The 26,212-nt window shown below is 33.3% G+C and carries 37 protein-coding genes and 1 pseudogene; 5 read left to right on the plus strand and 33 right to left on the minus strand.

Annotated features, from left to right (window positions below):
• Positions 1-477, minus strand: a complete 477-nt coding sequence (locus A9178_RS09495; RefSeq protein ID WP_068674679.1) for a hypothetical protein — start codon at positions 475-477, stop codon at positions 1-3.
• On the minus strand, positions 461-895 hold the full coding sequence (locus A9178_RS09500) for a type IV pilus modification PilV family protein (RefSeq protein WP_068674680.1): 435 nt from the start codon (positions 893-895) through the stop codon (positions 461-463). Before A9178_RS09500 ends, A9178_RS09495 begins: the two co-directional genes overlap by 17 nt.
• 61 nt (positions 896-956) lie before the next feature.
• Here A9178_RS09500 and A9178_RS09505 point away from each other — a divergent pair, with 61 nt between their 5' ends.
• Positions 957-1,787, plus strand: a complete 831-nt coding sequence (locus A9178_RS09505; RefSeq protein ID WP_068674681.1) for a type II secretion system protein — start codon at positions 957-959, stop codon at positions 1,785-1,787.
• 112 nt (positions 1,788-1,899) lie between these two features.
• Here the strand turns inward: A9178_RS09505 and A9178_RS09510 are convergent, their stop codons facing one another.
• The 7 genes from A9178_RS09510 to A9178_RS09540 form a co-directional block, all read right to left on the minus strand.
• Entirely contained in the window at positions 1,900-2,580 is a 681-nt protein-coding gene (locus tag A9178_RS09510; RefSeq protein WP_068674683.1) for a metal-dependent hydrolase, read from the minus strand.
• A 68-nt stretch (positions 2,581-2,648) separates the two neighbouring features.
• Entirely contained in the window at positions 2,649-4,205 is a 1,557-nt protein-coding gene (locus A9178_RS09515; protein WP_068674685.1) for a polyamine aminopropyltransferase, read from the minus strand.
• 93 nt (positions 4,206-4,298) lie between these two features.
• Complete coding sequence (locus A9178_RS09520) at positions 4,299-4,694, minus strand: DUF350 domain-containing protein (RefSeq protein WP_068674687.1); 396 nt, start codon at positions 4,692-4,694, stop codon at positions 4,299-4,301.
• A gap of 14 nt (positions 4,695-4,708) precedes the next feature.
• On the minus strand, positions 4,709-5,380 hold the full coding sequence (locus tag A9178_RS09525) for a DUF4247 domain-containing protein (protein ID WP_068674689.1): 672 nt from the start codon (positions 5,378-5,380) through the stop codon (positions 4,709-4,711).
• Between the two features lie 64 nt (positions 5,381-5,444).
• Complete coding sequence (locus A9178_RS09530; RefSeq protein WP_068674691.1) at positions 5,445-6,110, minus strand: PspA/IM30 family protein; 666 nt, start codon at positions 6,108-6,110, stop codon at positions 5,445-5,447.
• Between the two features lie 12 nt (positions 6,111-6,122).
• Positions 6,123-6,641, minus strand: coding sequence for a DUF4178 domain-containing protein (locus A9178_RS09535; protein ID WP_068674693.1), 519 nt, complete (start codon positions 6,639-6,641; stop codon positions 6,123-6,125).
• 255 nt (positions 6,642-6,896) lie between these two features.
• Entirely contained in the window at positions 6,897-7,085 is a 189-nt protein-coding gene (locus A9178_RS09540; protein WP_068674695.1) for a hypothetical protein, read from the minus strand.
• 125 nt (positions 7,086-7,210) lie between these two features.
• Between A9178_RS09540 and A9178_RS09545 the strand changes: the two genes are divergently transcribed.
• Positions 7,211-7,639 carry a universal stress protein gene (locus A9178_RS09545; RefSeq protein WP_197482172.1) on the plus strand — a complete coding sequence of 143 codons (429 nt, stop codon included), beginning with the start codon at positions 7,211-7,213 and terminating at the stop codon, positions 7,637-7,639.
• 76 nt (positions 7,640-7,715) lie between these two features.
• Here the strand turns inward: A9178_RS09545 and A9178_RS09550 are convergent, their stop codons facing one another.
• From A9178_RS09550 to A9178_RS09570, 5 genes are all read right to left on the minus strand, one after another.
• On the minus strand, positions 7,716-8,903 hold the full coding sequence (locus tag A9178_RS09550) for an acetate kinase (protein ID WP_068674698.1): 1,188 nt from the start codon (positions 8,901-8,903) through the stop codon (positions 7,716-7,718).
• Complete coding sequence (locus tag A9178_RS09555) at positions 8,896-9,915, minus strand: class I SAM-dependent methyltransferase (protein WP_068674700.1); 1,020 nt, start codon at positions 9,913-9,915, stop codon at positions 8,896-8,898. Before A9178_RS09555 ends, A9178_RS09550 begins: the two co-directional genes overlap by 8 nt.
• A 169-nt stretch (positions 9,916-10,084) precedes the next feature.
• Positions 10,085-10,585, minus strand: coding sequence for a thiol peroxidase (gene tpx / locus A9178_RS09560; RefSeq protein WP_068674701.1), 501 nt, complete (start codon positions 10,583-10,585; stop codon positions 10,085-10,087).
• A 104-nt stretch (positions 10,586-10,689) separates the two neighbouring features.
• On the minus strand, positions 10,690-11,205 hold the full coding sequence (gene ytfJ / locus A9178_RS09565; protein ID WP_068674702.1) for a GerW family sporulation protein: 516 nt from the start codon (positions 11,203-11,205) through the stop codon (positions 10,690-10,692).
• Between the two features lie 16 nt (positions 11,206-11,221).
• A complete protein-coding gene (locus A9178_RS09570) occupies positions 11,222-11,791 on the minus strand; it encodes a DUF2953 domain-containing protein (protein ID WP_068674703.1) in 570 nt (189 codons plus the stop codon).
• A gap of 336 nt (positions 11,792-12,127) precedes the next feature.
• On the opposite strand from A9178_RS09570, the gene A9178_RS09575 reads away from it, so the two are divergent.
• Positions 12,128-12,928 carry an NAD kinase gene (locus A9178_RS09575; RefSeq protein WP_068674704.1) on the plus strand — a complete coding sequence of 267 codons (801 nt, stop codon included), beginning with the start codon at positions 12,128-12,130 and terminating at the stop codon, positions 12,926-12,928.
• Positions 12,929-12,985: 57 nt separating this feature from the next.
• Here A9178_RS09575 and A9178_RS09580 read toward each other — a convergent pair whose 3' ends face one another.
• The 6 genes from A9178_RS09580 to refZ all read right to left on the minus strand — a co-directional run bounded on the left by A9178_RS09580 (position 12,986) and on the right by refZ (position 18,728).
• Positions 12,986-13,198, minus strand: a complete 213-nt coding sequence (locus A9178_RS09580) for an alpha/beta-type small acid-soluble spore protein (RefSeq protein ID WP_068674705.1) — start codon at positions 13,196-13,198, stop codon at positions 12,986-12,988.
• 41 nt (positions 13,199-13,239) lie between these two features.
• On the minus strand, positions 13,240-13,449 hold the full coding sequence (locus A9178_RS09585; protein ID WP_068674706.1) for an alpha/beta-type small acid-soluble spore protein: 210 nt from the start codon (positions 13,447-13,449) through the stop codon (positions 13,240-13,242).
• 130 nt (positions 13,450-13,579) lie between these two features.
• Entirely contained in the window at positions 13,580-14,776 is a 1,197-nt protein-coding gene (gene thiI / locus A9178_RS09590) for a tRNA uracil 4-sulfurtransferase ThiI (RefSeq protein ID WP_068674708.1), read from the minus strand.
• Positions 14,777-14,782: 6 nt separating this feature from the next.
• Positions 14,783-15,922 carry a cysteine desulfurase family protein gene (locus A9178_RS09595; RefSeq protein ID WP_068674710.1) on the minus strand — a complete coding sequence of 380 codons (1,140 nt, stop codon included), beginning with the start codon at positions 15,920-15,922 and terminating at the stop codon, positions 14,783-14,785.
• Between the two features lie 248 nt (positions 15,923-16,170).
• Positions 16,171-17,865, minus strand: a complete 1,695-nt coding sequence (ezrA, locus tag A9178_RS09600; RefSeq protein ID WP_068674712.1) for a septation ring formation regulator EzrA — start codon at positions 17,863-17,865, stop codon at positions 16,171-16,173.
• A 230-nt stretch (positions 17,866-18,095) separates the two neighbouring features.
• On the minus strand, positions 18,096-18,728 hold the full coding sequence (gene refZ / locus A9178_RS09605) for a forespore capture DNA-binding protein RefZ (RefSeq protein WP_068674714.1): 633 nt from the start codon (positions 18,726-18,728) through the stop codon (positions 18,096-18,098).
• 122 nt (positions 18,729-18,850) lie between these two features.
• Here refZ and A9178_RS09610 point away from each other — a divergent pair, with 122 nt between their 5' ends.
• Positions 18,851-19,333, plus strand: coding sequence for a GAF domain-containing protein (locus A9178_RS09610; RefSeq protein WP_068674721.1), 483 nt, complete (start codon positions 18,851-18,853; stop codon positions 19,331-19,333).
• Positions 19,334-19,646: 313 nt separating this feature from the next.
• Positions 19,647-20,249, plus strand: coding sequence for a 30S ribosomal protein S4 (gene rpsD / locus A9178_RS09615; RefSeq protein ID WP_068674723.1), 603 nt, complete (start codon positions 19,647-19,649; stop codon positions 20,247-20,249).
• A gap of 215 nt (positions 20,250-20,464) precedes the next feature.
• Here the strand turns inward: rpsD and A9178_RS09620 are convergent, their stop codons facing one another.
• The 13 genes and pseudogenes from A9178_RS09620 to A9178_RS18940 all read right to left on the minus strand — a co-directional run bounded on the left by A9178_RS09620 (position 20,465) and on the right by A9178_RS18940 (position 26,068).
• Positions 20,465-20,752 carry a hypothetical protein gene (locus A9178_RS09620; protein WP_068674725.1) on the minus strand — a complete coding sequence of 96 codons (288 nt, stop codon included), beginning with the start codon at positions 20,750-20,752 and terminating at the stop codon, positions 20,465-20,467.
• Positions 20,753-21,294: 542 nt separating this feature from the next.
• The gene (locus A9178_RS19650) at positions 21,295-21,474 is read right to left on the minus strand and encodes a hypothetical protein (protein WP_369801964.1); all 180 of its coding nucleotides are present in this window, start codon (positions 21,472-21,474) and stop codon (positions 21,295-21,297) included.
• Positions 21,464-21,676 carry an aspartyl protease family protein gene (locus A9178_RS19655; protein WP_369801965.1) on the minus strand — a complete coding sequence of 71 codons (213 nt, stop codon included), beginning with the start codon at positions 21,674-21,676 and terminating at the stop codon, positions 21,464-21,466. The genes A9178_RS19650 and A9178_RS19655 overlap by 11 nt, the downstream gene beginning before the upstream one ends.
• Complete coding sequence (locus A9178_RS09630; protein WP_068674904.1) at positions 21,660-21,920, minus strand: hypothetical protein; 261 nt, start codon at positions 21,918-21,920, stop codon at positions 21,660-21,662. The genes A9178_RS19655 and A9178_RS09630 overlap by 17 nt, the downstream gene beginning before the upstream one ends.
• A gap of 213 nt (positions 21,921-22,133) precedes the next feature.
• The gene (locus A9178_RS09635; protein WP_068674727.1) at positions 22,134-22,412 is read right to left on the minus strand and encodes a hypothetical protein; all 279 of its coding nucleotides are present in this window, start codon (positions 22,410-22,412) and stop codon (positions 22,134-22,136) included.
• Positions 22,413-22,584: 172 nt separating this feature from the next.
• Positions 22,585-22,929 (minus strand): type II toxin-antitoxin system PemK/MazF family toxin, encoded by a 345-nt coding sequence (locus A9178_RS09640; RefSeq protein WP_068674728.1) that lies wholly within the window; start codon positions 22,927-22,929, stop codon positions 22,585-22,587.
• The gene (locus tag A9178_RS09645; RefSeq protein WP_068674729.1) at positions 22,922-23,119 is read right to left on the minus strand and encodes a DUF2281 domain-containing protein; all 198 of its coding nucleotides are present in this window, start codon (positions 23,117-23,119) and stop codon (positions 22,922-22,924) included. The genes A9178_RS09640 and A9178_RS09645 overlap by 8 nt, the downstream gene beginning before the upstream one ends.
• 151 nt (positions 23,120-23,270) lie before the next feature.
• A complete protein-coding gene (locus A9178_RS09650) occupies positions 23,271-23,696 on the minus strand; it encodes a hypothetical protein (RefSeq protein ID WP_068674730.1) in 426 nt (141 codons plus the stop codon).
• 139 nt (positions 23,697-23,835) lie between these two features.
• Positions 23,836-24,213, minus strand: a complete 378-nt coding sequence (locus A9178_RS09655) for a DUF3888 domain-containing protein (protein WP_068674731.1) — start codon at positions 24,211-24,213, stop codon at positions 23,836-23,838.
• 376 nt (positions 24,214-24,589) lie between these two features.
• Positions 24,590-24,895 carry a DUF3784 domain-containing protein gene (locus tag A9178_RS09660; RefSeq protein WP_068674733.1) on the minus strand — a complete coding sequence of 102 codons (306 nt, stop codon included), beginning with the start codon at positions 24,893-24,895 and terminating at the stop codon, positions 24,590-24,592.
• A gap of 140 nt (positions 24,896-25,035) precedes the next feature.
• A pseudogene (locus A9178_RS09665) lies at positions 25,036-25,508 on the minus strand (GNAT family N-acetyltransferase).
• 70 nt (positions 25,509-25,578) lie between these two features.
• On the minus strand, positions 25,579-25,908 hold the full coding sequence (locus A9178_RS09670; protein WP_082918154.1) for a type II toxin-antitoxin system PemK/MazF family toxin: 330 nt from the start codon (positions 25,906-25,908) through the stop codon (positions 25,579-25,581).
• Positions 25,898-26,068: a hypothetical protein gene (locus A9178_RS18940; protein ID WP_156520735.1), complete on the minus strand. Its 171-nt coding sequence runs from the start codon at positions 26,066-26,068 to the stop codon at positions 25,898-25,900. The genes A9178_RS09670 and A9178_RS18940 overlap by 11 nt, the downstream gene beginning before the upstream one ends.
• Positions 26,069-26,212: the final 144 nt, after the last annotated feature.

Genomic DNA, 26,212 nt, shown 5'->3' on the forward strand with positions numbered 1-26,212 from the left:
CTATTCCTCACTCTCTGACTGCAATTGAAGTACTATTTGTCCATCTACTGATTTAGATTTTCGATATGCCTTTCCGCCACTTTTACTAGTAAACTTAATCGTTATTTCATTATTATCTTCATCATATTTGGGATTTTCTTTCAACTCTATTTCGAACCATCGTTGTTGACCATCTACAGGAATCTTAAGCTCGGATTTATTAATAATGTCTATAATTTCATCTTCTAAACTACCTAAATTATTACTATTATCATTTGCGATCATTTGTAATTCCTCTTGATGTCCTTCTATTTTTTTTTGAAAATAGGTGATCCCCATCTCAGCAACTAATTGAGCATCCATTTGCTGTTCCATTGTTGAAACTTGTCTAGTTGTATTTGTTATTTGTGTAAATAAGCCTAATATAAAAATAGATATTAATGTAATAATAAAAAGACTATATATCAAAGCTATCCCTTGCTCATTCTGTAATTTCATCATTTTGATCACCTGAAATATAAGTAAAGGACTTACTGATTGGTTCTCCTTTACTATTATAAATGATAATTTCGGTTCGGTATAAATCAACATCTTCTCTGCATGCTTTTAATTCAGCACTGAAGAGACTATTTTTTGTAGGATAAGAAACCATGGTTGTATAATTCTCATTATCACATGTTTTCTTATTTACTTTAGATCCGAAAAGACTATCAGCTTCTTTTTCTTGAATTTCATAAGCTACTTGACTTAATAAATTACTTGCAATTAATTCATCTTCTGTATTTTGATTCCAACTCATCATTTGTGGAAAAAATGGCATAAGTACTAGAACGATTATACTTAATATCGTAATTGATGCTATAATTTCAATTAGGGTGAATCCTTTACTATTTATTTTTTTAAATTTAAGATACACTAGAATTCACTCCATTTATCATACTTTTATCCTATTATATCATTTTATAAGGTGTGTAAATATGAAAAATCGACATTTTTTTAACCAAAAGGGGTTGACTTTAGTAGAGTTGCTTGCAGCACTTGGTTTGTTTGCTGTTGTTATCGCACTATCAGCTACGGTCATTGTTCAATTTATTGGAAGTAATGAAAAGACTAGCGGGCAAATTTCGTTACAACAAGAAGCGAATATAGCTATTAATGAACTCCGAAATCAATATATTCAAGGGCAAGATAAACTCTGTATAAGTCAGTCAGAAATTGACTTCACATTTGAAAATGTCAAAAATGGAAATGCAATCAATGAATGTATAGAAGTAACTGGAAATCCACTTAGCTTCTCCTTGGGGGCAACTAGCCACTCTGATGATTCTATAATTCTACAAACCACGTTTAATAATAAAAAAGAGGAATTAGTTATACCTTTACCTATTAAAAATAATGATGAAGGTACGGAAACACCTAAACCACCTGAGGATTTTGATAATGAAGATAATATGAATAAGTGTACTTTTCCAAATGATGTTCAATTTAACAAATACGTCTACATTGCAAACGGAAACAGTACTAAACGGTGTCCAGATGGATACTTATTCAAAAAGAATGCAGCCTTTACGAACGGTTTTTATATTCACAACCATAATAAAGTAACTGTAGAAGGTAATTTGTACGTATTAAGTGAATTTTATATTAGTAATCATGTAGATGTTGTTGTTTTAGGTAATTTGTATGTAGAGGATAGAACCGTAATAAAACCGAATGGAAGTTTAGATGTTAAGGGGAAAATTTGTCAGGTCAATGACATTAATAATATAGAAGAGATTGATGGTTGTGAAAAAGAAATCGAACTTTAATCGAAATTAACAGTATGTAATTTGCATAACTAAGAAAAACACGCATTGTTTGAATTTCACCACAATGCGTGTTTTTAATTCTATTCGCTTAAGAAGATAGCAGTTACATTTTTTACAACTCTATTCCTTCCCCTACCTTCAACACTCTACCTTCCCCAGTCCTCACCTTACTTACAAAATCATCCGGATCCTGCTCAATAACTGGGAACGTATTATAATGTACAGGAACAACAATCTTCGCATTAATCCAATCCGCAGCCACTAACGCATCGTCAGGTCCCATTGTAAAATTATCACCTATTGGAATAAAGGCAACATCAATATCATTCATTTCACCGTACATTTTCAGATCTGTAAATAATGCCGTGTCTCCAACATGATAAATCGTCTTACCTTCTACCGTTAGTAGAATCCCTCCCGGCATACCGCCATATACGACATTGCCATCTTCTTCTGTATAAGAGGAGCCGTGAAATGCTTGTGTGAATTTAACTTTTCCAAAATCAAATTCACGTGAACCACCAATATGCATTGGATGCGCATTTAAGCCTTTAGAAGACAGATAATTAGCTAATTCATTTGGAGCAACTACTAATGCATCATTACGTTTTGCTATTTCAAAGGTGTCTCCAACATGATCGTTATGTGCATGTGTTAATAAGATAACATCAGCCTTAACAGTACTTGCATCCAAATCACATGCTTCATTGCCAGATATAAACGGGTCAAATAAAATCGTATGATTCGTTGTTTCAACTTTTACAACAGAATGTCCATGATAAGATACTTTCATGTTTGTTCAACTCCCTTTAAGAATGTATATTTTTCATTCTACTAGAAGATTATTAATTCTTCCAATGTTTAATAGTTTTGCCATGATTTCTCATAAATACCAATTAAATGCGGATCAATTAAGGTATTTGGCTTGAGCTTAATCTTTTCTCCTTTTTTTGATTCAATCTGTTTATCTTCATCTTTTCCAAAATAGGTCAAACTAGGTAATATATCAGTTGTCAAAAATTTAGTTGGAGCATGAATGTCGATACGATTTACATCTATTTTCTGCCTAGAGGCCATGACAAAGCCCCAATTACCAAAGCTTGGTATATCCACATGGAAATTCTCCACTTGTAATCCTGTTGATGCAACGGTTTCTGATATCGTCCAGTATACTTCTGTTGCAAATACGGGACTTGTACCTTGAATCATTGTTGCTCCATCTGGGGATAAATGATTCCTTACTAATGAATAAAACTCCCATGTATACAACTTATTTAAACTTTCATCATTTGGATCTGGTAAATCCACAATAATGACATCATATATTTCATCACTATTTTCGAGAAATTGAAAAGCATCCGTGTTGATTACCTCAACCTTTTCATTTTTTAGTGAACTCTCATTTAATTCTAGAACTAGACGATTGTTATTGGCTAATTCAACAACTGCAGGGTCTAAGTCTACGAGGGTAATCTTTTCCACATCATCGTATTTTAGTATTTCTTTCGTGGCAATTCCATCTCCCCCGCCGAGAATAAGAATATTTCTTGGATGTTCCACATAAGACATCGGCGGATGAACTAATACCTCATGATATCGATGTTCATCAGCGGAACTAAATTGCAAGGAACCGTTTAAATAAAGCCGTACATCATTTGTGTGATAATCTTGGGTAAGAATAATTTTTTGATAACTACTTTCCTCCATATGTATCATGGGATCCTTATATAATTTTTGTTCAAAATGAAAGGCCGCTTCTTCCCCAAAGAATATACCAATAATGAGAGCAATTAATATTGCTATCCCAAGGAAGGCATGTATACCAAACCTCTTAATTTCATAACGGAACAGCCATAGAACTGTAAGTGCAATAATTACATTAACGCAACCAACGAAAAAGGCAGATTTAACTAAACCGAACTGTGGACGAAGTAAAAAGACGAAGAGCAAACCTCCAATTAACCCACCTGCGTAATCGGAAAATAACACCCTTGCCGTACTACGATTTAACTGCACCCCAATATCATTAGCTTTACGAATGAGAATTGGCAATTCGAATCCTGTTAATGCACCGATAATAATAGTAATAGCGTATAAGAAAAAGGCATCCGTTCCCTCTGGTGCAAATGCGGTTATTCCGAACATCATAAAACTAGAAAAACCACCAATTAAGCCTACAGAAAATTCTACCCACACAAATGCTAAAATTAAATTTTTCATTACCTTTTCACTAAGACTAGCCCCAATTCCCATCCCAGTTAAAAATAAGGAAATGGTTAAGGTATATTGTTTTACCCCATCACCTAAAATATAAGAACCTAACGCACCAAATAACACTTCAAAAACAATTCCACAAATAGAAACAATCCCACTAGACCAATAAATAATATTACTTTTTCGTATTGCCTCATGATTCATCTTTTACTTCACTCCGAAACCAAAATACATGCTAAATAAACAACGAATAAAGAAGACCAAGCATTTGCCTGGCCATTAACTAAAGAATTTTTATTATGTAATTGATGCTCCCACTACGAAACCAAGACCAATCGAAACACTCATAGACAATATACCAACCGCAATATTATTGTTTTTTAACTGTTCTTCAATCGAAAATGTTCGTGTCAATAGTTCCACAATAACATAGGCAACCATTTGTAACACAACCCCAACAAGTCCCCAAATGATCGTGTCGTAAATGTGGGCACTATTATAAATCGCAAAAGCAAGAATTAAACAAATTCCTATTATTTTTCCTGATACAGATAAGGAAACTGCAACATTACCATTTTTAATTTCTTCATAATCTTTATACTTTCGGGTAATATTTTCAAAAATAAACAATCCAATTAGGACAATTACTATTGATATAAAGAAATACACTATTGTTCCTATAAATGCATTCATTTATAAACCTCCTCTTATTTACCAGCTCCTGGTCCACCACCACGATAAGTCGAGTTCCCACGATTAGGTGTTCCAGACATAGAACCGCCATAATATCCCCCAGTGTAACCACCATAACAACCATGATTCACACATTCTTGGGATCTTCTTGAACTCCAATTATTGCCAAATAAACTGTCTAGCATTCGTATCGTAAAATATGTACTTAAAAAACTAGGCGAATAATTCCTCTTAACGAATGTTTCGCTCGCCACTTCAATTAATAAGACATCACGATCGGCTTCACTTAGTTTTAAAGTGACAAAGTAATCTGGATAAATAAACATTTGTGAATCATCTACAACTTCACTTACCTCATTGGGTTGCACTTTTTCAGTTAATAAAGTACTCAATTCATTTAATTGAAATTGTGTTGTAGCATAAATTTCCGCCATACTATCATCTTCCATCACAACATCTACCTGAGGAAAATTAGAAGCAATAATCGCATCAATTTGATTACTAGGACTTTCTTTTAAGTTATTCAAAATAGTTTCTTTCGGCGATTGTTCAGGAATATCTTCGGCCATAATCTCCATGTTTTCTTCCATTCCACGGTTCGAACTATCTGGCATAGGGGATGAACATGCTGTAATAAGTAATAAAAATAAAATAAGCCCAGTCCAAACTATCCACTTTTTATACAAAGTAATCCCCCCTTCAACTATCTTCTGAAAATAAAAGGAGCAGCAATAACTGCTCCACTTCTATTTATTTCCCTAGTTTTTCTTTAAGGGCTGCCAATTCATCATCAATATCATTTGTTTCTAATTCTTTAAATTCATCATCAAGGGAACGACTTTCTCTTGATAAATCTTCACTTGTTTCAGCTTCTGCTTCATATCGTAACACTTTCTCTTCCATACGTTCAAACCCTTGTTTGGACTCATCATTTCCAATCGATGACATGGTACGGTTGATTTTCGTTCTTGTTTTTGCGGATTCTGCACGAGCTTTCAAGGAATCTTTCTTCAATTTCATTTCATTATATTCTTTTTTCATTTCATCTAATTTATCACGAAGCATGTCTGCATCTTGCTTTGCTTGCTCCCAAGATTCATTTAAACTTTGAGCAGTTGACTCATGATCTTTTTTATCTTGTAATGCTCGACGTGCTAATTCGTCATTCCCGGCTTCAATAGCTTTTACAGCTTGTTCCTGTCTCTTTTCTACCATGGCATTTGCATCGTTCGCTTTACGCTTCAGCATTTTTTCATTTGCAATTTGTTTTGCGACCGCAGCTTCTACTTCGCGAATATCCTCTGCCATATCACGCATGTATTGATCAAGCATTTTTACTGGATCTTCCGCCTTTTCTAGTACTGAATTCAACTCTGAACTAACAACTGTTTTAACGCGTTTGAAAAAATTAAACATATATTTTCCTCCTTAAAATGATCCTGCTATAATTTTTAATTCATAGGCTTCAATAGAATAACCAAGGCTAACTTCAACCTCAGTACCCCATGACTCAACACTTAAATAACCTTCCTCATTCTTATCAACATAGTCCGCATAGTGAGTTTCCATTCCTTGAAGATTAGAACCTCTTCCTTCGCCGAGCACGCGTGCAGTTCCTTCTTCCTCTTTAAAATATGTTTTATTTTCATATGTTATCTGTTTAGGATATGGTTTAGATACTGGAACTTGAACTCTTTTATATATGCCTAGTTCTAATTCATCATCCATTTCTGCGGATAGCCAAATCGTCTGATGTCCACCCTCTTCCAGCAATTGATAGCTTAACCACTCATACCCACCATCACGATATGTGATTTTTCCTACTACTTCATAATCTCGAAGATCGTAGGTAATAATATCACCAATTTGTATGTTCAAAGCATTTCTCTCTTTTGGTTCAACTTTATCTGCTTTTTTACTAGAAAAAAGTTTTGAAAATAATCCCACAAATTCACCTCAATTCACTCATTTATCATCTTTAATTAGTAATACGGTTCTAGTTTAAAAAGGTTTCAAAAAACATTTCATAAATTTTATTTTTTCATCTTTTATTTTATCATATGTAGGGAGATGTATGGCAAGTGGGGTAGCATTTTATTTTACTACGAGATTGATCTTTTCGAGGTTTTAAAATTCATATTATCGCGGTCTTTACAATTAAAGCCCAATAAAAAAGGAAACCTTAAGGCTTCCTTTTTTATATTACGCTTTTCGATTATTAAAATGATGGATTCCAATATTATTTTGTAATTCATCTTCCACCACACCACTTTGATAACTTTCCATCAGTTGATTCTGTACAGCTTGAATCCCATCTTTATCTTCAATAAATTCTCGCTTCACATTGTTGATCATTTGTGAATCCACATTATTTTTATTAACTTTCGTCACCACAATCACCTCCGTAAAATTAGTATGTCCTAAAATGTTGTACTAATGTTGTAACATTCTTTCCAAAAATTAGATTGTAGCGCTTACAAATTGGGTATATAATGAAAGTGAAAGGGGAGATCCAGATGGAATATAAAAATATTGTAGTTGCTGTAGATGGTTCAGAAGCTGCGGAAAAAGCTTTTAAGAAATCGATTGAAATAGCTAAACGAAATGACGCTCGACTAATTCTTGCTCATGTCGTAGATTCACGCACTTTTGCTACTGCTGAAACGTATGACCGATCTTTAGCTGAACGTGCCGAAGAATACGCTAAAGAATTATTAAATAATTACGTGAATAAGGCTAAAGATGCTGGAGTTACTGATGTAATACGATGTATTGAATATGGTTCCCCGAAAGTAAAAATTTCAAAATCAATTGCGAAAAATTTTAATGCGGATTTAATTATTTGCGGTGCAACTGGCTTAAACGCAGTTGAACGTTTTATTATTGGTAGTGTATCAGAAAGTATAACAAGACATTCATCGTGTGATGTTTTAGTAGTTCGTTAATTATTAAAAAAGGTTTTGTTAAGTTAACAAAACCTTTTTTACTCAAAAATAAGAAATTATAATAATTTAGTTGATCCTACATATTCGCTAAACGCACTGTATCTCTTGCAATCATTACTTCCTCGTTTGTTGGAATGACGATGACTTTTACTGGTGAGTGTGGATAGTTGATAAACTGTTCTTTACCTCTTATATTATTACGTTTTGGATCCCAATACACACCCATAAATTCTAATCCGGTGAGAATCTTTTCACGCATTGTTATACTGTTTTCCCCAACACCTGCTGTGAAGACAATTGCATCAACACCTGACATTTTAGCAGCATAAGATCCAATATACTTATGAATTCTTCCAGCGAATACATCTAATGCTAGTTGCGCACGTTCATTTGTTTCTGCTTCCGCTTCAATATCACGAAGGTCACTTGAAAAGCCAGATAAAGCAAGTAGTCCACTTCTCTTATTCAAGACATTGACAACTTCTTCTGCTGTTTTTCCTGTCTTTTCCATAATGTATGGAATTAATGCAGGGTCAATGTTACCTGAACGGGTTCCCATAGTTACACCAGCAAGTGGTGTGAATCCCATCGAAGTATCAATAGACTTTCCACCTCGTACCGCTGTAATACTTGCCCCGTTTCCAATATGACAGGATAATAAACGTAGGTTTTCTAAAGGAACTCCCATCAATTCTGACGCGCGTTGTGTAACATATTTATGAGATGTACCGTGGAAACCATATTTACGAATGCCATATTTTTCATAGTATTCATAAGGCAAACTATACAAGTAAGATGATGACGGCATCGTTTGATGGAATGCTGTATCAAATACTGCTACCATCGGAACATTTGGTAATATTTCTTTAAATGCATGAATCCCTGTTAGGTTTGCTGGGTTGTGTAATGGTGCAAGTTCTGAAACCTTCTCAATGTTCTGGATTACTTCATCTGTAATTAATACTGAGTCATTAAAATACTCACCACCATGTACGACACGATGTCCGACAGCATCAATTTCATCAAATGATTTCACTACCCCAGTAGATATTAGAGATTCTAATAGCATTTTAACTGCTATTCCGTGATCTGGAATATCTCCAACTTTTTCTTCTTTCTTACCATTTGCTTCGATAGAAAAAACAGAATCATTTAAGCCAATTCTTTCTACTAAACCAATTGCAGCCACTGATTCCTCAGGCATTTGAATCAATTGGAACTTTAAAGACGAACTCCCTGCGTTTACTGCTAATATGTTACTCATTGATGTCACTCCTACTATTCATTTCATTATTAGTATGATACTTTTTGAACCATGCATTCATTTGGCCTAAAATATCCGCCATCGCATTTGCATTTTTAAAAGAGGGTAATTGTACGAGTAAAGGTTGTTTAATTTCCTTCGTGTCATTACCTTTCTTTTGTAAAATTAAAATACTTTTTGCATTATTTTTTGACTTGAAGGCAGTTTCTGGCAAACGTATAACTCCAATAATATGAGCATGTTTATGAAGAAATTGATTAAGCTTGTCTGACTGATCACTATCAAACAAGAATTCAGGTATTACTAAAATTAAATATCCTGCTTCCTTCGTATACATTAAGCTTTGCTCTATAAATAAGTGATGCGCGTATGAATGTCCATTATTAGCTTTCAATTCATATTTGCTCGCTTGTAAATCATCAGGATAATATCCTACTGGTAAATCAGATATAACTAAATCTACAGGATCTAACAAAAATGGACGTAAACTATCCTGTTGAAAAAACTCAATCTGCTTCTTTTGCAGGTTTGAATTGGAAACGGCTAAATGAATTAATGTTGGATCCACTTCACTAGCATAAGCATCTACATTTTGTTTTAATTGCTCAAGTACAGTTGTCAACAAGTTAGCTGTTCCACCTGCTGGGTCAAATAAACGGATATGTTCCTTTTTTTCCATTAACTTGTCTGATAAGTATCCAATAATCATAGATACTGTCTCAGGTGTTATTAAATGCTGTTGTTGTGTAGTGTCTTTCATACCTTTTAATATAGCTAATTGCACAGCTTTTCTAATTTCAATCGTTGAAAAAGTTGAAAGATCTATATCATTTAAAGCATTTTGCAATGTATTTGTTATATGTTGATCCATATCTTCATGTACTTCTTGATAAAATAATAAGTCCAATGTATCAGCCAAACTATCAAGATATGGTTCATTCAAATGTTGTTGAATTGCCACCGCTGTTTGGTCTAACCAGCTAAAAAGTTTTTCAACATTTACTTTTTCCATGACAAAATCCTCCAATCGCTTCCTCTACAACTAACTTATTGTAACAATAAAGTACAATTATGTAAAAGATTTCATTATGATTTAAATAATTACTCAAAAAAAATTAGGGAATACGAGAGAGGTATGAACATGAGAATGGCCTCCCAACAAAATGGGGGGCCATCATTAGTTATTTTGCACTTTTAGCAGCTTCTATTGCAGCTTCATAATCCGGGTGATCAGTAACTTCTGGAACATATTCAACATAAGTAACTTCATTATTTGAATCTACTACAAAAATAGATCTTGCTAATAAACGATTTTCTTTCATTAGCACACCATAATTTTCACCAAAAGATGCATCTTTATGATCTGATAACGTATCTAAGTTCTTGATTCCTTCCGCTGCACACCAACGTGCTTGTGCAAAAGGTAAATCCATACTAATTGTTAATACTTGTACATTTTCCAATTTAGCCGCTTCTTCATTAAAACGTCTAGTTTCAGCAGCACATACTCCTGTATCCACTGAAGGAACTGCTGCAATTAACTTAACTTTTCCATTATAGTTATCCAATGTTACTTCCTTAAGCCCATTAGATAAAACAGTAAAATTAGGAGCCTTATCCCCAACCTGTACCTCGTTTCCTACTAAAGTTACTGGTTCTTGCGAGAATGTTACATTTGCCATATGATAACCCCTCTCTAATAATTTCTACAATCTTATTATGAATATAACTCTTGATTGTGTCCAATGAAAAGATTACGGATTCGCAAAATCTTCACGGGGTCATATTATATATCATAATTTATATTTTCATCTTTTTTTTCTTTCTTATCTTCAGATACTGTTTCTTCACCCGGTTCCTTTTTATTTTCACTCTTTGGCTTTTCTTGTTGATTCTCTTTTTGTCCCTTTTGTTTCGGTAAACTTAGACCAGATTCCTTTAACATCTCTTGGATTTTCTGAAATACTTGTGGGGCATTATTTAATAACTTCTCATACAGGTGCGTTTGTTGGTCCAAATGAACCATTTTGATACCATTTTTCCCCAATACTAAAAATGCGATTGGTGTAATAGAAACACCACCACCACTACCACCACCGAAAGGCAGTTGAGAATCCTCACCACCACTTGAGTTAAATTCACTTCCACCTGCCGCAAAACCGAATCCCACTTTTGAAACAGGTATTATAATACTTCCATCTGGTGATTCTACTGGATCCCCTACAATAGTATTGGCCTCAACCATGTCCTTTAAGTTTTCCATTGCTGTTGTCATTAAACCTTGTATTGGATGTTCTTCCATTAGTAATATCCTCCTATCAACTTGTTTTGTATATGCGTGTAAGTTTAATAATTCCTTGTATAGCTTTTCCTATTCTAATGGAAACCATGCAATTCAAGTTTGTTTCAAAAAGTTCATGTTGAAACTTTGGATGAACTTGAATATCTGGATTACACATTAGAATAAGCTTTTCAACAAAATATCCTATGACAGTTCCTTTTATCGACCAGAGCACACCACTAACTAAGCCTGTAGTACTTGCGTCCCCTGTACCTATATTCGTTGACCAATTCAGCTGATGAAGCCTTGTATTATGTAAAATAGATTGTACAGCCTCTATTCCTTTACGAATTGCTTTTAAAATCGAATCTATTTTTGAGTTATCTAACATAGAGTCAATATCTTTTGCAATTGGCGACTTTTCTATATCGTCAAAGGTCAGAGCTTTATTTAATAACTTAATTTTGGCTAACGATAAAGATATATGGAGTAGTTGTTCTTCTCCTTCATAAGAATAATGAATGCTGATATAAACTCTTAAAAACCAAATAATTAAGAATAACAACATGAATAGGACTAGCATAATTCCAGCTATAAGCAACAACATGAAATGCACCTCTACATAAATTTGCCTTTCTTTATGCGGTAAGAAAGTCTACGCCCAGTTCCAGCATCCAGCGACAAACGAGACTTCCATCACCTCCATACATCACTATCTGAGCATTTACACTATTGTTCTTATTTTGCTACTCTTTTCCAGTTTTTACTCATGATTTTTCATGATTTGGGACAAGCTTATAGAAGCATGATAAAATAAACGTATAGTAAAACTTTTTAGAAAACTTGGTATTTGCCAAGCCTTTGGCAAATACCTTAGTTGCACTTATGCAGATGGAAAGTTTACTTTCTTATCTGCCCATTAACAAATTGGAGGATGAAAAAAATGACAGAGAGAAATAATATTCATTTCTACTATCATAAAGACAAAGAGATTGTTAATAAATTGGATCCTTTATTTGATTTAGTTAAAAAAAATAATTTTAATATTGTAGATGACCACAACAATGCCAATGTAATTATAAGTATCGGTGGAGACGGTGTATTTTTAGAAGCAGTTCGTAAGACTGGGTTTAAGCAAGATGCAATTTATGCCGGATTTTCCCTAGGCGATTTATCAAGTTTGTATTGTGACTTTAGTTTAGATAATTTTAGTGATTTACTAGAAACCATTTCACGTGAAGAGATGGAAGTACGAAAATTCCCTGTTATAAAGGCACAGGTAAATGGTTTACGGCCTTTTTATTGTTTAAATGAATTGACGATTCGATCCACCATCGTTAAAACAATTGTGCTTGATGTATTTATTGATGAGGGACATTTTGAAACATTTCGTGGGGATGGAATGGTGATAGCAACACCGACTGGTAGTACTGCTTATAACAAATCCAATAAAGGAGCAGTTATTGATCCACTTATTCCTTGTTATCAAGTGTCGGAAATTTCTTCGATGAATAATAATAATTACCGTACATTGGGATCGTCTTTTGTTTTGGATAAAAACCGTAAATTAACATTAAAAGAAATTGAAGACGGAAACGATCATCCGATTATAAGTTTTGATAATGAAGCATTTCCAATTCGAAAGATAGATAAGATTGAAGTTACCATGGATGATACCGTTGTAAAAACAGTTCGATTAAAAAATAATTCTTATTGGGATCGAGTAAAAAGGATGTTTTTGTAATCAAAATTAAGGGCTATCCAAATGGATAGCCCTTGCCATATATATTAAGTTTTTATATTATTCACCAAAATGGCCATTCATTTGTTGTTGAGCCATTGAAACTAGGCGTTTTGTAATTTCTCCACCTACAGATCCGTTTGCACGTGAAGTTGTGTCTGCACCTAAGTTTACGCCGAATTCTTGAGCAATCTCAACTTTCATTTGCTCTAGTGCTTGTTCTGCACCAGGTACTAATAATTGGTTTGAATTGTTACTATTGTTATTTGCCATTTTTGTTTTGCCTCCTTTGGTTTTTGCAAAGATGCGGCTAATTATTTAATTTGACCGCCGAATTGTTGTTCAGCCATTGAAACTAAACGTTTCGTAATCTCTCCACCAACAGAACCGTTAGCGCGAGAAGTAGTATCTGCACCAAGTTGAACTCCAAATTCCTGAGCAATCTCAACTTTCATTTGTTCTAGCGCTTGCTCTGCACCAGGAACTAACAATTGGTTTGAGTTGTTGCTGTTGTTATTTGCCATGTTGTTGTTCACCTCCTTGGTACTTGTAATTTGTGCACAATTCGGTGAAAACATTCATTTTTTTTACTGGCAAATCCTGGGAAAAACCAATGAGGTAACAAACAAATTTCCGTTATTCCTTTAAAAAGGATTACAATAAATCACTAAAACTGTCTAAAGTCTTATCTGTTATTTTCGTTGTTTCTATACCTTCTAAAGCTTCTTGAATAGAAGGGCTAAAATCATATGTTGATTCATAATAATTCACTTTATCGCGTTTTGGTTTCGTTTTTGGTGATTTTGGTACAAAAATAGTACAACAATCTTCATATGGAAGGATGGACGTTTCATATGTTCCAATATCATGAGATATATTAATTACCTCTTGCTTATCCATTGTAACAAGTGGTCTAATAATCGGATAATTGGTCACTTCATTAATCGTATGCATACTATCCATTGTCTGACTAGCAACCTGACCAAGGTTTTCACCTGTTGTAAGGGAAAGAATTCCTTCCTTTTTACAAACTTCCTCACTTATTCTAAACATCATTCTACGCATAATTGTCATAGCATATGCATCGGGCATTTCCCTAAAAATTTCTTGTTGTAACTTCGTAAAAGGTACAATGTGAACTTTTATCGATTTACCAAATTTAGTAAGCTGTTTTGCTAAATCAAGAACTTTTTGTTTTGCACGTTCACTCGTATATGGTGGAGAATGAAAGTGAATAGCCTCAATTTCCACTCCGCGCTTCATTGCAAGAAATCCTGCAACTGGGCTATCTATACCACCGGACAATAATAATAGCGACTTTCCAGAAGTACCTACCGGAAGACCACCTAAACCACGGGTAACACCCGAAGTAATGTAAGTAGCTTCTTTACGGATTTCTACTTTTACCTCTACGTCCGGATTATGCACATCGACCGTAATTCCTTCTGTTTTTGATAATAAATGTCCACCTAATACTTGATTCATCTCTTGTGAACGTACAGGAAAGTCTTTATTGATACGTTTCACACTAACCTTAAAGGTGTTTACACTTTCTTCTTGTTTCAAAGCATAAAGTGCTGCTTCCTTTACCTTTTCCACTTCATTATCAACTTTAATAGCTAAACTTAAACTCTGAATCCCAAATATCTTTTTACATTTTTCCATAATTGGTTCTGGTTCGTTCCCATTTAATAAAACAAACATTCTACCTTGTGTGCGTTTCACTTTTACATTGGGAAAATCTTTCACTTTTTGCTGTACATTTTGTTGTAGTTGATTAATAAATTGCTTAATATTTTTACCCTTTAGGGCCATTTCTCCATAACGAATTAATATATGATCAAATTCCATTGTTATCTACTCCAGTGCTTGTTTAAATTCATTTATTGCCCATTTTAATTCAGTAATAAATGTTTTGATTTCTTCCATTGTATTATCGTAGGAAAGGCTTATTCTTAATGCCGAAGTTGACCTATCCGCCTTAAAACCACATGCAGCAAGAACTTTACTTTCATCTTTTAATTTAGATGAGCACGCAGATTTAGTGGAAATAAATATATCTTTTTCTCCTAACATATGAATAATTACTTCTGGTTTAACCCCGGGTACAGAAATATTAACTATATGAGGTGCTGCCTTTTCCGGAGTATTTACTGCAACACAATCGATTTTTTTAACCTCTTGTATAATATACTGTTGTAGTTCATACATTTTAGATACTTCGTTTTTTTCTTTTTCTTTAATTAACCGTAGAGCCTTCACCATTGCCACGATACCAGCTAGATTTTCGGTACCAGAACGTAAATTTAATTCCTGACTACCCCCATGAAATAATGGAAATAGTTTAATTCTTCTATTAACATACAACATTCCCGTTCCTTTTAAACCATGTATTTTATGACCAGAATACGTACATAAATCAATTCCATGTTTTTTAAGATTTAACGGAACTTTTCCTAATCCTTGTACATCATCCACATGAAAAAAGAGTTTCGGATGTTGTTTTGCAATTTCTCCAATTGCTTCAATCGGTTGTATGGATCCTACCTCATTATTCACATGCATAATACTGATTAAAATAGTATCTTCTCGAATAGCATTTTTTAAATCCTGCAAAGAAATAATTCCTTGTTCATTAACAGGTAAGTAAGTAATTTCAAAGCCTAATTTTTTCAATCCTTCACAAGCTTCGTAAATAGAAGGATGTTCAATTTCTGTAGTAATAATATGTTTCCCACGATTTTGATGCTCTAGTGCTATCCCTTTTATTGCTATATTATTACCTTCCGTACCACCAGACGTAAAAATAATTTCTTCTTTATCTACGTGTAATAAATCAGCTGCTTGCGTTTTTGCGGATATAAGTAATTTTTCTGCTAAACCTCCAAACTGATGGATAGAAGAAGGATTACCGTAATATTGTGTAGTAACTTGATTAAAACTTTCCAAAACAGATGGGTCTGGTCTAGTTGTTGCACTGTTATCTAAATAAATCATTGTAAAACCCCTTATATTAAAAATAAAGTGTAAGGTGAAAAAAATTAAGAGCTTATCGATAAGTAAAAATCCCTATACTTATCGTAAGCCCTTAAAGATGATGTTCAAAAAGTCCGGTAAAAATGACACATCGAATTTCTTCGTTAGCTCGCTTTTCCGGTACTCACGTATTAATTGCATACGTTCTGTTCCTCAAAGCTACGCCGACTCGGTCCTTTTCATCCTCCTTTTTGAACTCGAACTTAAATTTAAACAGAAATGACAGCCTGTGTTTCTTCGATTTTTTTGAGTGCACCAGGTTCAATTTCTTCTATGGCCTTTGCAGCAGTCTCTAAAGCTAATTCATATTCATAAGATCTAAATAGTCGCTCTGATTCAGCTAATTTTGCAGCTAATAATGGATACTTACTGCGATATCTATTCGCATATTGAATGACCTGCTCTGTTAAATATGCTTGGTCAAGCATTAGGTCTGTATCTTCTATTGTTTGATCTAATGTTGTTTTAGCTTCTGATAACGCTTCTTGGACTGCCGTCATATCTAGCGGTGTCTTCTCTAACGCTGTTATTACTTGATTATTCTTAAACGCCGTATTCTCAATACGATTCCAAATAAACGTAGGGACTCCAGGGATATTGCTTTTCTTCAGTTTTCTATTTAGATTGTATAGCTGTGCTCGCATTTCTGCAAGTCTATCCCTAGCTTCGAGTTCATCCTTACGCAGATTTTTAATACTTTCTTTAAATTCCTCAAGATTTTCTTCTAATTCTTCCAGTTTTAGAAATCCATCTTCCAGTCTTTCCCTTAATTCGGAATGCCCCATTTCTTTTTTATCCATATTGATAGATAATTGTTCCAACTGATCTTCCATGGAGGAAACCAATTTTCCGAGGCTTAAATATTTTTCCATATCTGCATCTTCAAAATAATAAGCTTTTTTTAATTCCTCAACTTCATCTTGTGTAATTTGAAACTTGTTTCTAGCATTCTCAAAAGCTTCCCTAAAACTCGGAATTTTTGATTCTGTAAAGCTTTTAGCTATTGCTTCTCTTTCTAATAATTGGTACATTTCATTAATTCGTTCCTCAGTATCTACTAAGAATTGCTCTGCACCTTCTGTCTCACCTTTTTCGAGTTTTTGTACTAAGTCTTTCAGCTTCCCATGATATGTATGAATTTCTTTTTCAAATCCTAAGTGCTCAACTCGATAACCATCTTCTCTCATCTCTTTAATACCAGCTAAAAGATTATCTAATTGTGATGGTATATCATTTTTACACTTTTTAAAGGTAACAGGAAAATGATTAATTACTTTTTCTAGTTCTTCTTTTTCCAGTTTAATTTTCATCACAAGTTCTTTAGCTTCAAAATAATTACCATCATCCACTAGCTCATAATACTGTTTAAAGAAGTCCTCAAGCTTATCAATTTCTTTTTCAAAGAACAACTCTGCTTTTCCATATTGATATCGATTTTTTGAGAGAATTCTTCTTAAGCCTTTTATACTAGGTTCTAGTTCTTCTACTTCTTTTCTGCTAACCTCTTCAGATTCTAACAGTTCATCTAGACCATTTAATATTTCATCAATTTCTTTTTCGATGGATTGTAGAACTTCCTCTGCCTTTAGAAGAACTCTTTTCGCTTTTGGTATAAAAAATCGATCAGCGGCTTCTTCAGCATCCATTAAACATTCTTCGATATTAGGTAATTCTTTTGTAACGATAAGTTCCCATCGTTCTTTCCACTCTTCAAATCTCTCCAAAGTTTCACCAGAAAGATTTAAACCTTTTATACGACTTAATTGTCCTGCTACTTCTCTCTCCATAACATCCAATTTCCAAGTTTCCAGGCGGTCAACTGTGTCGTAAATCCTTTTTCTTAAGATCAACCCTATTATTAATAATACAATGACGACTAGTAATAAACTAATGAATAATGCCATAAAAAGCCTCCCAACCAATTCCAACAAAGAGGATACTCTATAAGAAATAAATGTAGTTCAATAGGTTATTTTATCAATTAAAACCTGATAAATATTAATCCTAATAGAACGAACACATTTGTTATTTAATCCACATGAATGAAAATTTAAAAATTATATAACTATGATATCATGGAATTGATATTTTTGGCTAAAATTATACAAATAATTTCATCTTTCGTCACGTTTTTTTAATATACTGCTTTTCTTTTTATTCCTTCACCACTCATTACAGTGAAATCTAGCCAATCTTTTATTACTCTTACATACTTTTTAACAAACAGTTGATGTGAATAATCACCGACCACTTGGTTTTTCCAATCATTGTGTAAAATATATGGTGTAATAAGCATCCCTTTTAATTGCATGAATAGATATTGTTTATAGTCATTTTTTAACCGTTCACCTAATAATTCAAAAAAAATATTTTTTAAATAAAAGTTCTCTTTTGCTAGATAGGTAACTGTCATTTCACGAACAAATACCGAATCTAGCGATAACTCCCTTTGTATAAAGCATGTTAATTGATAGTTGTTTTGTTTATATTGTATAATTGTCGAAATTAATGAATGTAATTTATCTATAGGAGTCAATAAATTAGTCTCATTAAACGTTTTTTCAATGGTAAATAAATAATTTTCATAATAATTTGTTACAGCGTATTCCAAAAGACCTTGTTTACTATTAAAATAATAGCTAATGGAAGACACGTTAACAGAAGCTCTTTCTGCAATATCACGAACCGAAGTGCCATGAAAGCCTTTTTGAAAAAATAAGGTAGAAGCAGCTTTAATTACTTTTTGTTTTGAAGGATTCTGTTTCATTTCGACTCAACTCCTTATTAGTTGAATACGACATTTTATCAATATATCCTTCATTTTTCACTCGACAAATACCGCCTTCGCTGTCGAAGTTTAGTATGATTAAAAAGGAGAGATTGCAAAGTATGTTCCAAGCAAGCCTGTATTCTGGAGATAAAACAAAAGACTATGAATTAACAATCAAACAATTAGAAGCTTTAATGAAGGATGAATCCGATAATATTGCGAATTTATCCAATGCATCAGCATTATTAAACCAGTTTTTAACAGATATTAATTGGGTAGGATTTTATATATGGAAAGGACAGGAGTTAGTTCTTGGACCATTCCAAGGACTTCCTGCATGTGTTAGAATAGCGTTTGGAAAAGGGGTTTGCGGTACAGCAGTGGAAGAAAGAAAAACTCAAAGAGTAGCAGATGTACTTGCTTTTCCAGGACATATCGCATGTGATAGTGCAAGTAGATCAGAAATCGTTATCCCTATTATAAAAAATGATCAAGTTTTCGGGGTTTTAGACATTGATAGTCCAAATACGAATCGTTTTGACGAAACCGATCAAATTTATTTAGAAAAATTTGTTAAAGTTTTAGAGAAATACTTAAATTAGAATATTCGACATTCATTATTTTGCAGAAAACACCTAAGTTGCACTTATAAAAAACTATAAATTAGAGATATTATTCTAATTCCTTATGATAAAGTTGACATTCATATTTTAAAATATTATACTAGTCTTTGTGTAAAATAATAGGTAGCCTAAGTGAACCGACGCTTGAACCCATTTCGTTCCTTGTAAATCAAGGTGTATCGTGTAACTCTCTGCTGCCAGAGCGATGGTACATGAAAATGAAATGGACAACGTAAGGAACACGCTCTTTTTATTTTATGCAAATAAAATAAATAAAAGGAGGACATTCTATATGTCTCGTTATACTGGATCGGTATGGAAAAAATCCCGTCGTCTTGGAATCTCTTTAACTGGAACTGGTAAGGAATTAGATAAACGCCCTTACGCTCCTGGTCAACATGGACCAAACCAACGTAAAAAAATATCTGAATATGGCTTGCAAATGCAAGAGAAGCAAAAATTACGCTTCATGTACGGATTAAACGAACGTCAATTCCGTAACTTATTTGCTAAAGCTGGTAAAATGAAAGGTATTCACGGTGAAAACTTCATGATTTTACTTGAATCTCGCCTAGATAACTTAGTTTACCGTTTAGGTTTAGCTCGTACTCGCAGACAAGCTCGTCAGCTAGTTAACCATGGTCACGTTTTAGTTGATGGAAAACGTTTGGATATTCCATCTTATAGCGTAAAACCTGGTCAAACAATTAGTTTACGTGAAAAATCTCAAAACCTAGAAATCGTTAAAGAAGCTTTAGAAGTTAACACATTCGTTCCTGAATTTTTAACTTTCGATGCAGATAAATTAGTAGGAACATTCTCTCGTTACCCTGAGCGTTCTGAACTACCAGCTGAAATTAACGAAGCACTTATCGTTGAGTTCTACTCTCGTTAATATTTGCATTAAGCATTTTAATGCAAATAAAACCCTTGAAATGTTGTTAAATCAACGTTTCAGGGGTTTTTTTGTTTTTATTTATTATGCAAAATAATGCACTAATTTGGGGCTACTGGGCCCAAATTGGGGCCAAAAAAATAATAGCATGGGTGAAGGAATGGAAAGAAAGAACACATCACTAGCAATTAGAAATCGTTGTAAATAAAAAGCAATCATTGTAACAACAAAATCTTTGGACACAATGATTGCTTTACTTCTCTATAATATTTCATATTTATATTATTAGCTTTTTTTTGCTCATATTCCCGATATACGTACTCAGCCCAATATTCCTCATCATAGTGATGAACATAAATTGGATCCTCCGAAAGTCGTTTTAGTAAACTCGATTTTGCCAGTACTGATGGGGCTTCATCTTTATAATATCTTTCAAGTACTATCTGAACATATCCTAAAAACTGAATATCTAGTTCATCAAACTGAAACTTTGAATAATTCAATTCAACTTACCCCCATTTTAAATACAATCTAATACTTTAAATTATATATAAGGATAACTATTTCAACGTATTAATACGTCGAACAAAAAATATTTATAGGAGTTTTCTTAACCTTATAAGTTGAGAGTGATTACTGCCTTTTGCTTGTGAAACTAAAGCACCATAGAGTGTTGAAGATGATAAAGAGACTTTTATTAAACAATGACACCCTCTTGATGAACATTAGTTTTTACTTTATTTCAGCTTTCGGAAGCAACTTATCTCCTATCAAGTAACCGATTAAGGCTGCTATTGCACCAATAATTATTGATATAAAAGAGTTTATAACAGGAAAAAAATTCCTTAACAAAAATAATAATTCCTACAAATACGCCTGTAAATAGAGCTTTATCAATATTTCTTATCTTCATAATCACCCTCCTTTGCAATATGGACCAATCCAGAAGGTCTTCGATTATTCCATTTTCGCACCAGTTAGTGGAATCTTCTACTTGTTGTAAATGTCTAAAAACAAAAGAGAGCTTTTTTATCTAAGGCTCTCTTTAGCTATTTCTATTCATTTCAAGTCGCATTAAGTCTAGTGTAAATTCAGCCTGCAATAACAAATCTAATCCAAGTAACCCATTAATATCTTCGTATCCAAAATCATTGAAATCTATTTCAATTTTATCAACTACAAAATCACCAATTTGAATTTGGTCTATTTGTTTTCTAAAGGGCATGTTCTTTTCCACCTACACCAAAATAGGTTACAATTTTATCGTGAAAATCAACTCGAAGATCAATATCTTCAACAACATCTTGGGAAATTAGTGTTCTAGCAGCTCCTGTATCTACTACCATATTTTCTATTACTTTACTATTTCCATTAAACGTTAATGTAATATCAACCAAAAGTAATCCGTATTTATACTTGATTTTCATGATAGTCGAATCTCCTTAATCCTACATCTTGACGGACTTCAAGCACAATATTTTCGTTAGCAGTATGATAAACTAACTCGTCACCTTTCGAATTTAGTAATTCCTTTGTTGCTCTTTTTTCGGTAACAGGTTTAATAACCGCCATATCTTCAATGAGTTCCTGACTATCCTCAATGTGAGATGATAACACTTTTAATTTAACAAATTGATTCGGGTATATTTCTCTAACCTCCGACCATTTCATACCTCTCACCACCCCTTCTTTTAATACCATTATTATAACACCGTTTTATACTTCAACCCTATAAATTGCTAATACTTTTTCCAGAAAATAATGAGAAATGAAAAGTCCCTCATTGTACATCATTTATACCGATTCTTGCGGAACTCTATTGCTTTCTTATGAGCATCCTCAATAGAAAGAAGATAATAATATGGTTCTTCGGATTGCTTTGTTTTAGTCACTGAATATATAGAATCCGAATTTTTGTTCCATTTCATAATTTAGATGACGAATGCTTTCCCATACCCTTTCTTCATATGGTCTATCCCCTGGAAACGGTACAGGGTGGTATCCTCTATAGGATTCAAGATATACCTTCTCATAATTGCTCTTATCATTGTCGAACCTTTTTACGGTATAAGTCTTTCCCCCATTGAATTGTATAATGTCACCAATACCAATCACATCAAATTTTTCCTTTTTTTGTAAGCTATTTTTAAACTTACGAAACACATTACCTCTCCTTTTTTATTCTGTTTTTGTTGTTAAACTCTACTGCCATTTAGTTAAAAAGACCGCCATATTGACGATCTTCTTGTTGTGTTAAAGCACCCGTTAGTTTAAGTGAAAATTTTCACAAATTCAAAGGAACAAAAGGAGTTTCCTAATAATTTTGGAAACTCTCTTACACAAGATCATTTATTAAAACATTAATTTTTGTACGAACATCTTCTAAAACTTCAGGTTTAACTTGGCCAAATCTTTTTATAACTATATTTTTTGAAAGTGTGTAAATTTTATCCGCTCTTATAGTAGAAGTTATTTTAAGAATTCCTTCTGTTAGGTCCTCTGAATCAATCATTACTGAATAATCAAGTTCTTTTAATTTTGAAGTAATAGCCACAACTATAAGATCTTCTCGCTTAACGTTGTAACTATTATTTGAAATAATTAAAACTGGACGTTGTTTTCTACTTGTTAAATCAGTAAATGGGACTGGAATTAAAACAATATCACCTTGTTTATACATTATTCCAGACCTCATCATCTATATCGTTATCCCAGAAATCCAAACTACTTTCACTAGCCTTAGATAAATCCTCATATAACTTATCTTCTTTCTTAGCCTTTATTTGCTCAGCAAAGTCTAAAATTTTTCTAATTTCATTTTCAGGTACTTCATCAATAATTTTCATTAAACGCTCTTTGGCTGTATTCATGTTGTGTATTCACCTCCATGAATATTTTATTCTATTATATCACTTTATTTTCCTTTTTGTTATTTAGGCATGTCTAAAAAGTTGTACAATATAAGGGATATTTATTATACAAAACGCCTCCCTTGAAGAACAGAAACAAAAATTATTAAGTTTAGTCAACTCTTTCAGCTATGTTGAACATATCAATAAATTCGATTTCAGTTGTTTTCTTATTACGGGAAAAAGCTGGAGGTAACACTTTTAATTTCATATGGGCTTGACCATCAGTAATCTTATCTTCATTATTCTTGAATTTATATATTACCGATACGATAATCTCAAACCACCTAGGGTCAAGTTGTTCGTGTACTAGCTTTAAATCAACAATCTCCTTATCTCTATAATTCCAGCGAACAAAATTTTCTCCATATTTTTCCCTCAAAATTTGCTCAACATCTGGCTTAATTATGTTTAGAATAATATCTTCTGCGGTAGCGTAAGACTCTAAAAACTCATCCTCATTTTCAGCATGGATTTCATTTGGTTTAAGACTTAAAAATAATAGCAAGCAAATGCTGATTAAAATAAACTTTTTCATATAATTCACCTCAACATTAGCTTTTCTAAATAATATTCTACTATGCAGCTATTCTACCTCCATAAAAAATTAACGACTGCTGCATATTCAGCAATCGCAACCGATAGCAAAAAATAGTATTGCTTTGTTCAATTTTATATTATTCTTTGTAAGAACAATGCTTTTTTAACTGTTCGGGTGATATATTTTCAGTACGATTAACATCAGTAACAGTTATCTTATCAGGAGTATCAATAAGTTTAATTCTGAACAAATCATGCGGTGGCATATGAGCCTTTTCAAACGTTACTACTTCTATGACTACTTCATGATCACGATTTCCGCCAAGTCTTTTTATATTAGTAATTCGTTCACACATAAATAATTTATCTGTCACTTCTAAAATGTATGGAAGATATCTTACAATTAGTGCTTCTTCTAATAATTCTTCTCTTTTGGGTTCCTTTTGAGCATGGACATTAGTTGTTGTTAAAAGTAAAAGTGTAATACTGAATATTAAAATTAAAGGTTTTCTCATGGCAATCACCTTCCACTGTTTTCTTAATGGAATAGCTTAACCATTTTCAATTTCCTTTATTAAACTCTACTGCCCGTTAGTTTAAGATCAATCCTTCACAAACACCTTATTACTCTTATTACTTACTTGTATATAAAGTAATTAAAAATTATTCCGTTAAATAGCCCTATTGCAGCAATAATTTACGTCAATCGCACCCCGATTATAGTATAGTTTTTATTTATCTCTTATGTCTTCTAAAACTTCTATAATACGGTCGTTTTGATTTTTTATATTTTTTAATTTTCTCTATTTCTTTTGTTCTATCTCCACTTCCTTCAGGATAGAGTTCCTCATTTTCATTGAAATTAAAACTCTTAAAATAGAAACACTTCTTTCAACGCCCCATTTGATCCAATCCGATTACAATAAAAATCATAATCCCATCAATAAGGGCTAGGATTGCAGAGATTTTCCCAACCACAGCTCCAAACCATATGGTAAATATAGCTGTTAAAATGGCAAGAACACCCAAAATGATAAAAAGAATACCAATCCTGTTGCCCAGTTTTTCGCTATTAACTGGTTCCCACGTTATCCAGAAGCCGGCTAGTAAGGAATATATCCCTTTTGTCCGAACAATATAGCCAACCCAAATTAAAAATACACCGATAATAAGACCGATTCCCGTTTCAATTCCCATTTTTGTCCTCGTCTCCTGTTATGCTATTTTCAATTGGAAGTAACGGATATTCCCAATGCTTTTTGAGGGAAAAACCATTGAATCACTTCCTTCTCTATTAAACAATCTGGCCCGATTCCTGAAGACTTAAAATGCTATAGTTAAGAAATCTTTTTCCCGAAGATAACCAAATCTCTCTTAATGCCGTCTAATTTAGCTACTTCCGGTAAATGAGCCCACTTTTCAAAACCAAAACTTGAGAATAGTTTAATACTTGGCTCATTATGTGCAAAAATAAATCCAAGTAAAGTATCAATCTTCAACTTGGGACATTCCTCTATTACCTTGTTTAAAGTCCTATTCCCAAGTCCTTTACCTCTTCGACAGTCTCATTATAGGCTGGTCTTCCGTAGAATGATTCGAAACTTATCCAACCACAAATTTCACCTTCATACTCAACAACCCATAAAGGTCTTTTTTTAGGGTTATGTTCCTTAAACCAATCTAGTCTATCGTTTACAGATATGAATTCAGTATCAGCGGTCGCCATTCTGCCCGGAATAGCTGAATTATAAATATCCACTATGATTGGTAAATCTTCAATGCCTGCATCTCTATATGTAATATTGTCCAATAAGAAAACTACTTTACCATATTCAATTAAATGGTCCTTTTGCAGAACTAAAAAACAACAAATTGCATTACTAAAATAACTTTTTGCACATATTAAGTACCCGCTCAAGATCATGGTTATGTAACTTGCCAATATGACGCTTCAATTCAGAACCGTGAATAGAAGTGATTTTTGAAGTACGTGCGACAGACGGTTTTAATAATCCTGCTTCCTCCCAATATTCCAAAACAACATCAAATGGATTTCTAGCCATTTGGTTTGTGACCGGTGCAATAATGACATCTACATCCAAAGCTAATTCATTTCCAACAATAATAACAGGGCGCTGTTTAGTTTGACGTGCTCCTTTAAAAAGAACATCTGCCACCCAAACATCACCCTGCTTCATTTTACTGCTCATTGTATATGTCATCCTCCTCATTATCCCACCAAGAGTAATTTTCGCCTACCACAAGAATATCCGTAGCCATATATTTTTCTTTAATTTTGTCGAGTACTTTTTTTCTATCTTGTTCACTCAGCATGTCAATTTCCTTTATAATTCTTTCGGGGATGGACATATAACACACCTCCATTAAGCTTTACTCTTATTATAACTTATATGTTCAGTAACATAAATGTTAAAATTAATTCTAGGTTAAGGAATGTATGCTAAAAATACTTGCTATAAAAGTCGTGTCTTAATTTCCCACTTCCCCCCTATC

Origin of the sequence: Oceanobacillus sp. Castelsardo, assembly GCF_001659985.1 — a bacterium.
In the GTDB taxonomy this organism is placed as follows: domain Bacteria; phylum Bacillota; class Bacilli; order Bacillales; family Amphibacillaceae; genus Oceanobacillus.

Bases quoted from the DNA above. Each gene is read 5' to 3' on its own strand.
- A9178_RS09495 (WP_068674679.1), bottom strand. From the start codon at position 477: ATGAAATTACAGAATGAGCAAGGGATAGCTTTGATATATAGTCTTTTT.
- A9178_RS09505 (WP_068674681.1), top strand. From the start codon at position 957: ATGAAAAATCGACATTTTTTTAACCAAAAGGGGTTGACTTTAGTAGAG.
- A9178_RS09510 (WP_068674683.1), bottom strand. From the start codon at position 2,580: ATGAAAGTATCTTATCATGGACATTCTGTTGTAAAAGTTGAAACAACG.
- A9178_RS09515 (WP_068674685.1), bottom strand. From the start codon at position 4,205: ATGAATCATGAGGCAATACGAAAAAGTAATATTATTTATTGGTCTAGT.
- A9178_RS09520 (WP_068674687.1), bottom strand. From the start codon at position 4,694: ATGAATGCATTTATAGGAACAATAGTGTATTTCTTTATATCAATAGTA.
- A9178_RS09530 (WP_068674691.1), bottom strand. From the start codon at position 6,110: ATGTTTAATTTTTTCAAACGCGTTAAAACAGTTGTTAGTTCAGAGTTG.
- A9178_RS09545 (WP_197482172.1), top strand. From the start codon at position 7,211: ATGGAATATAAAAATATTGTAGTTGCTGTAGATGGTTCAGAAGCTGCG.
- A9178_RS09550 (WP_068674698.1), bottom strand. From the start codon at position 8,903: ATGAGTAACATATTAGCAGTAAACGCAGGGAGTTCGTCTTTAAAGTTC.
- A9178_RS09555 (WP_068674700.1), bottom strand. From the start codon at position 9,915: ATGGAAAAAGTAAATGTTGAAAAACTTTTTAGCTGGTTAGACCAAACA.
- tpx (WP_068674701.1), bottom strand. From the start codon at position 10,585: ATGGCAAATGTAACATTCTCGCAAGAACCAGTAACTTTAGTAGGAAAC.
- ytfJ (WP_068674702.1), bottom strand. From the start codon at position 11,205: ATGGAAGAACATCCAATACAAGGTTTAATGACAACAGCAATGGAAAAC.
- A9178_RS09570 (WP_068674703.1), bottom strand. From the start codon at position 11,791: ATGTTGTTGCTTATAGCTGGAATTATGCTAGTCCTATTCATGTTGTTA.
- A9178_RS09575 (WP_068674704.1), top strand. From the start codon at position 12,128: ATGACAGAGAGAAATAATATTCATTTCTACTATCATAAAGACAAAGAG.
- A9178_RS09580 (WP_068674705.1), bottom strand. From the start codon at position 13,198: ATGGCAAATAACAATAGTAACAATTCAAACCAATTATTAGTACCTGGT.
- A9178_RS09585 (WP_068674706.1), bottom strand. From the start codon at position 13,449: ATGGCAAATAACAACAGCAACAACTCAAACCAATTGTTAGTTCCTGGT.
- thiI (WP_068674708.1), bottom strand. From the start codon at position 14,776: ATGGAATTTGATCATATATTAATTCGTTATGGAGAAATGGCCCTAAAG.
- A9178_RS09595 (WP_068674710.1), bottom strand. From the start codon at position 15,922: ATGATTTATTTAGATAACAGTGCAACAACTAGACCAGACCCATCTGTT.
- ezrA (WP_068674712.1), bottom strand. From the start codon at position 17,865: ATGGCATTATTCATTAGTTTATTACTAGTCGTCATTGTATTATTAATA.
- refZ (WP_068674714.1), bottom strand. From the start codon at position 18,728: ATGAAACAGAATCCTTCAAAACAAAAAGTAATTAAAGCTGCTTCTACC.
- A9178_RS09610 (WP_068674721.1), top strand. From the start codon at position 18,851: ATGTTCCAAGCAAGCCTGTATTCTGGAGATAAAACAAAAGACTATGAA.
- rpsD (WP_068674723.1), top strand. From the start codon at position 19,647: ATGTCTCGTTATACTGGATCGGTATGGAAAAAATCCCGTCGTCTTGGA.
- A9178_RS19650 (WP_369801964.1), bottom strand. From the start codon at position 21,474: ATGCCCTTTAGAAAACAAATAGACCAAATTCAAATTGGTGATTTTGTA.
- A9178_RS19655 (WP_369801965.1), bottom strand. From the start codon at position 21,676: ATGAAAATCAAGTATAAATACGGATTACTTTTGGTTGATATTACATTA.
- A9178_RS09630 (WP_068674904.1), bottom strand. From the start codon at position 21,920: ATGAAATGGTCGGAGGTTAGAGAAATATACCCGAATCAATTTGTTAAA.
- A9178_RS09640 (WP_068674728.1), bottom strand. From the start codon at position 22,929: ATGTATAAACAAGGTGATATTGTTTTAATTCCAGTCCCATTTACTGAT.
- A9178_RS09645 (WP_068674729.1), bottom strand. From the start codon at position 23,119: ATGAATACAGCCAAAGAGCGTTTAATGAAAATTATTGATGAAGTACCT.
- A9178_RS09650 (WP_068674730.1), bottom strand. From the start codon at position 23,696: ATGAAAAAGTTTATTTTAATCAGCATTTGCTTGCTATTATTTTTAAGT.
- A9178_RS09655 (WP_068674731.1), bottom strand. From the start codon at position 24,213: ATGAGAAAACCTTTAATTTTAATATTCAGTATTACACTTTTACTTTTA.
- A9178_RS09660 (WP_068674733.1), bottom strand. From the start codon at position 24,895: ATGGGAATTGAAACGGGAATCGGTCTTATTATCGGTGTATTTTTAATT.
- A9178_RS09670 (WP_082918154.1), bottom strand. From the start codon at position 25,908: ATGAGCAGTAAAATGAAGCAGGGTGATGTTTGGGTGGCAGATGTTCTT.
- A9178_RS18940 (WP_156520735.1), bottom strand. From the start codon at position 26,068: ATGTCCATCCCCGAAAGAATTATAAAGGAAATTGACATGCTGAGTGAA.